The following is a 4,625-nucleotide window of genomic DNA, read 5'->3' as shown; positions in this document are numbered from 1 at the left end:
TCTATTCCAAATTTGCTAGATAAGGCTTATGAAATCACACAGACAAAGTAATTTAATGTATTCTACAAGCCTAAAATCCCCACCTCCGAATGGGGATTTTAGGCTTGCAAAAAACATGTGACTCAGCGGCCGAAGGTCGCAGCTTCTATTTCAGGTTATAGTTGGCTGTTATGAAAAACGTAGCATTATAATTACAACGAACCTTGGGTTTAGCCGGTGAAACAGGATATTCTATGATGACCAGCTCAAGACATCATTGATTGACAGACTTGTTCATCATAGCCACCGAATAATCTTTGACAGGGAAAGTTGGAGATTTAAACATTCTTTAATGTAGCAGAAATAACGTAACACTGTTGTTTGACCCGGTAGCACGTGGAGAGTGTGTTACGCTTTTCTTTGCGTTTCGTTACACTTTGCTATTGCAAAAAACAACTATTGAATATATTTTAGAAGGCTTGGGTAGATGGAATAATTACCCAAGCCTATATTTCAAACGATGCATTTTGCACTCATGGAAGAAGTGGACAAAATAAGGACTACTTGAGTTATTTAAAATTATCCCATGCCAGATTTGTTTTTTGTGGGATCGACTAGCTTGTATACCTGTCCAGGCTTTGGAGTTGGAGGCATAGGATTATTTTTTGTACTTGTGATTTCTTTCCCAGTTTTTCCGCTGCGAGGATCAACAATTTCGTACTGACCTGATTTGGGAGTTTTTTCTCCCGGTTTAATTGTCATAGCTTTTCCTTAACCTAATGGTAACTTGAGTAAGTTGTCATTGGCACTTTCGTTAGGTGAAGATTTAACGTATTTTTCACCTCTGCTACTTATCGCAGGTAGGATATCTGGGTATGGATAGATATTAACTTGTATTGATCCTGGCGTGTTTTTTACCGCATCATGAACTAAAGCTTTTGAATACCAACCAGGGGAGGTGCATCCTTCTATGTACAGAGAATCAATTTCGACTAGACTCTTACCTTGAGCGATCATTCTTCGCATTGTTGCTCTCATATCAATTACCTCCTTAATTAAAGTCTGTTCTACCTGAAAATGAACTACTAGTAAAACCTTAGATCGAATATGTTTTAATGACGTATTCTTGTTCCTCGTATGATGTATATCACCAAAACCCAATCCAATCACGCTAGGAGTATGTTTATCAAGTGTTTATTATCTTATTGTCTCATAGGAATCACCCCCAAATATTAGACAGATATCGCACTACTAACTCGTAATCCATCAACCATTATCATTGTAGCACAACTGTTCCATCTACGCAACGTTTGTTGTTTTAGTGGAACATGTATGTTAGAGTATGCATAAAAAGAGAATAAAATAAAAGGAGATGAGAATATGAAAAATGAAACATTTGGAGAATATATTATTCAATTAAGGTATACAAAACGGCTTAGCCAACGAAAGCTTGCTGAGTTAGCTGGTATAACGAATTCAACTATAAGCCGTATTGAGTCAAATCAAGTAAACCCTGACCCAATAACAATAGAAAAGATAGCTCATGCCCTCGATATTGATAAATCTATACTTATGACAAAATGTGGATATAGTGAAATACCAGAAGAATTTGTAGTTATTGCACGTAAAACTGGAGAGTTGACAGATACACAACGTGCAGAAATTTTTAAGAAATTAAATGCGACAATCGATCAATTTTTGAATCATGTATATGATGACGAGGAGGAGTGATCGTGGCGTTTGATTGGGAGGGTATTACTTCATTAGCATATTTAACATTGATACAAATGGGCATTACATCTTTCCCAATTCCACATGAACGAATAAAATTTGAAGACATTATTATTTGTAGTTATCAAAAATACTCTAGGATAACTGAATTATCAATAGCTGAAATTAGTTGTGGGCATAGTCTTGATGATGCATATTGCATAAAAGGGCTACGACCAAATATAACTTTCATTTTATATAATAAACAGACTATAAGCAGTAGACTTAAACACACTATTTTACATGAAGTTGGACATATTAAATGTAACCATTGTAAGCATGGTGAAAAAGAAGAAATAGAAGCACATTTTTTTGCTTCCCAGGTAAATGCACCTAATATAGTAATAAAAGAAATATCTAAAAGAGGATATATGATTAATATTTCTTTGCTGGCTGATTGTTTTGGCTTAAGCAAAGAATCTGCAAATAAGAAGCTAAATTATCTTAATAAATATCATTTTAGTCATACAAATAAATATGACGACATACTCTTGCAACAATTCTCAGATTTTATTGTATCCAATTTTCCACTTAAAACCCCGCATTACTATGATGATTCCTTTGACGAGCTCGAAAATGAACGTAGAAAGTGGTATTGAAAATCTTCTTCAATTTAAATCTAAATAAGGAATGCCATTGGGGTCAGACCTACACAATTGACAAAATGTTGATAATTTGGCACTGGCGAGCTGTAGTGCATATTCCGCTCAAAATAAACACCTTGACCGTTTCAGATTGAACACTCTGACCGCTCCAAACTGAACACCCTCGCCGCATCAACTGAACAGGCTAGAGGTGTTTCACGTAATCAAAAAATCCCCAGAATTGCAAAAAGGCCATTGAAAGCACGACAGAAACCCAATACCCTTTTAGTGCGGTTAAGCTATAAGAGGTAGGGACGGGCTATACGCATTATAGCAAAATATATATTGCAAAATTTAGTTTTGCGTGTTATATTTTGTTATAAATTATGACAAATCAAGGTGAGGACATGAGCAGAGGGGAAAAAACAGCTTATATAGAGTTCTACACATCATTGAAGAAAACCATGAGAGGCAAAACGTCATTTGAAATTGCTGATATATACATTGCTTTCCCTGATATGCACGTCAAAACAGTCTCATGGTATTTGTATAAGCTTGTCCGGGATGGAAAGATCACAAGGGTAAGACAAGGTGTTTATTCTCTAAAAGAGGCACAAAACATCACAGTTAGGTACGATCAGATGCAAATAGCCTCACAGAAACTGTATGATGAGATGCAAGATTACGGCTATCCTTTCTGCATATCGGGCATAGATGCACTTATAGGCAAGATGCAGCATGTTCCGGAGCAATATCCGGTCATTATGGTTGTTGAGAAAAAATCCATGCCCCAAATAAGAGAGGAACTTATCACAGATTCTCGGATCGTTGTCTCAATTGATAACGCAAAAATGCTTAACAAAAATCTTTCAGCTGATAAAGTGAATGTGATGCTGCTGTACGGTAAAAATTACCTCTCTCTCTCTTCAGAGGGGATCGCTTACCCCGAAAAAGGTTTTGTTGATTTGTATTACGCTGTCACACGCATGAAATATCCAATATCGCCCCAGGAACTTTCCAGAATTTTCGACAGTCTTGTCGAAAGCAGAGATTTTTCACGGATAAGAATGTTGGATGCTGCAAAGGATTCCGGGATTACAGATGAAATAAAGTGGCTGTTAGGAATTGCGAAAATGCCCGACCCGGCGAGACAATTTGCTAAGGTGAAGTTGATAGAGGCAACGGGGAAGTGATGTCATCCTTATAGGTTAAAATATTTAATGTGAATGTCAACTTATCGTGTGATGCGCCGTCACTTCAAAATAAAGGTGGTTATGTTGGAATGCCGCTTGAAATAATCAGAAATGACATCACAAAAGTACATGCTGACGCCATCGTCAATGCGGCAGATCCTTCCCTGTTGGGTGGGGGCGGGACCGACGGAGCCATCCACAAGGCAGCCGGGCCGGAGCTGCTTGATGAATGCAGGGTTCTTGGCGGCTGCAAGGCCGGAGAAGCCAAGATCACCAAAGGATATAGGCTGCCTGCCAAATACGTGATCCACACAGTCGGACCTGTCTGGAATGACGGGTCGAACGGGGAAGAAAAATTGCTTTCTGACTGTTACAGAAATTCCCTTGAACTGGCAAAGAAGCACAAGCTTGAAAGCGTAGCCTTTCCCCTGATCTCTTCCGGCACTTTCGGATATCCCAGAGACAAGGCATTGTCGGCCGCGATCTCGGCAATAGGTGAATTCCTTCTGAAAAATGACATGACGGTCTATCTGGTCGTCTACGACAGCGCATCCTTCATGTTGTCAGAAAAGCTGTTCTCCTCGATCAAACAATACATAGACGACAATTATGTCGAAGAGCTGGCATCCAACTTCAGCAGGGACAGGACCAGAGAAAATTTTGCCCGCAATTCTGCAAATGCCGTTCGCAGGCCTGAAAGAAGCCTTGATGATGTCGTCAGGAATTTAGACGAGACTTTTTCGCAGATGCTGCTGCGTCTCATCGACGATAAGGGCATGAAAGACTCTGAAACATACAAAAAAGCAAATATTGACAGAAAGCTCTTTTCAAAGATAAGGAACGATATCTATTACAAGCCTTCAAAGCAGACTGCTGTAGCCTTTGCTGTCGCGCTGAAGCTCAATCTGGACGAAACACGCGATCTTCTTGCAAGGGCAGGATTCGCTCTTTCAAGAAGCTGTCACTTTGACATGATCATCCAATATTTCATTGAACATGAGAACTACGATATCTTTGAGATAAACGAAGCGCTCTTTGCTTTTGAACAAAACCTTATAGGAGCCTGACCTTTTTTACGGGGGAAAATTTGTCGCCTGCA

At 39.0% G+C, this 4,625-nt stretch carries 7 protein-coding genes; 5 read left to right on the top strand and 2 right to left on the bottom strand.

Annotated elements, in window-relative coordinates:
* The first annotated feature begins 226 nt into the window (after positions 1-226).
* Positions 227-337, top strand: a complete 111-nt coding sequence (locus tag Q7P22_RS11635) for an ATP-binding protein (protein ID WP_303864336.1) — start codon at positions 227-229, stop codon at positions 335-337.
* Positions 338-558: 221 nt separating this feature from the next.
* Here the strand turns inward: Q7P22_RS11635 and Q7P22_RS11630 are convergent, their stop codons facing one another.
* Together Q7P22_RS11630 and Q7P22_RS11625 are read right to left on the bottom strand one after the other, a co-directional pair.
* The gene (locus Q7P22_RS11630) at positions 559-741 is read right to left on the bottom strand and encodes a hypothetical protein (protein ID WP_303864334.1); all 183 of its coding nucleotides are present in this window, start codon (positions 739-741) and stop codon (positions 559-561) included.
* Between the two features lie 9 nt (positions 742-750).
* Positions 751-1,017, bottom strand: a complete 267-nt coding sequence (locus Q7P22_RS11625; protein WP_303864332.1) for a DUF3892 domain-containing protein — start codon at positions 1,015-1,017, stop codon at positions 751-753.
* Between the two features lie 342 nt (positions 1,018-1,359).
* Between Q7P22_RS11625 and Q7P22_RS11620 the strand changes: the two genes are divergently transcribed.
* The 4 genes from Q7P22_RS11620 to Q7P22_RS11605 all read left to right on the top strand — a co-directional run bounded on the left by Q7P22_RS11620 (position 1,360) and on the right by Q7P22_RS11605 (position 4,593).
* Positions 1,360-1,710, top strand: coding sequence for a helix-turn-helix domain-containing protein (locus Q7P22_RS11620; protein WP_303864331.1), 351 nt, complete (start codon positions 1,360-1,362; stop codon positions 1,708-1,710).
* A gap of 2 nt (positions 1,711-1,712) precedes the next feature.
* Positions 1,713-2,348, top strand: a complete 636-nt coding sequence (locus Q7P22_RS11615) for an ImmA/IrrE family metallo-endopeptidase (protein ID WP_303864329.1) — start codon at positions 1,713-1,715, stop codon at positions 2,346-2,348.
* Positions 2,349-2,740: 392 nt separating this feature from the next.
* Positions 2,741-3,526, top strand: a complete 786-nt coding sequence (locus Q7P22_RS11610) for a DUF6577 family protein (protein WP_303864326.1) — start codon at positions 2,741-2,743, stop codon at positions 3,524-3,526.
* Between the two features lie 89 nt (positions 3,527-3,615).
* Positions 3,616-4,593, top strand: a complete 978-nt coding sequence (locus tag Q7P22_RS11605) for a macro domain-containing protein (RefSeq protein WP_303864324.1) — start codon at positions 3,616-3,618, stop codon at positions 4,591-4,593.
* Positions 4,594-4,625 lie beyond the last annotated feature (32 nt).

This window comes from Alkalibaculum bacchi, assembly GCF_937875145.1.
Taxonomy (GTDB): Bacteria; Bacillota; Clostridia; order Eubacteriales; family Alkalibacteraceae; genus Alkalibaculum; species Alkalibaculum bacchi_A.
This window is presented reverse-complemented; position numbering and strand designations above follow the sequence as displayed.

Excerpts from the sequence above, each read along its gene's own strand:
- Q7P22_RS11630 (WP_303864334.1), bottom strand. The coding sequence starts at position 741 with ATGACAATTAAACCGGGAGAAAAAACTCCCAAATCAGGTCAGTACGAA.
- Q7P22_RS11625 (WP_303864332.1), bottom strand. The coding sequence starts at position 1,017 with ATGAGAGCAACAATGCGAAGAATGATCGCTCAAGGTAAGAGTCTAGTC.
- Q7P22_RS11620 (WP_303864331.1), top strand. The coding sequence starts at position 1,360 with ATGAAAAATGAAACATTTGGAGAATATATTATTCAATTAAGGTATACA.
- Q7P22_RS11610 (WP_303864326.1), top strand. The coding sequence starts at position 2,741 with ATGAGCAGAGGGGAAAAAACAGCTTATATAGAGTTCTACACATCATTG.
- Q7P22_RS11605 (WP_303864324.1), top strand. The coding sequence starts at position 3,616 with ATGCCGCTTGAAATAATCAGAAATGACATCACAAAAGTACATGCTGAC.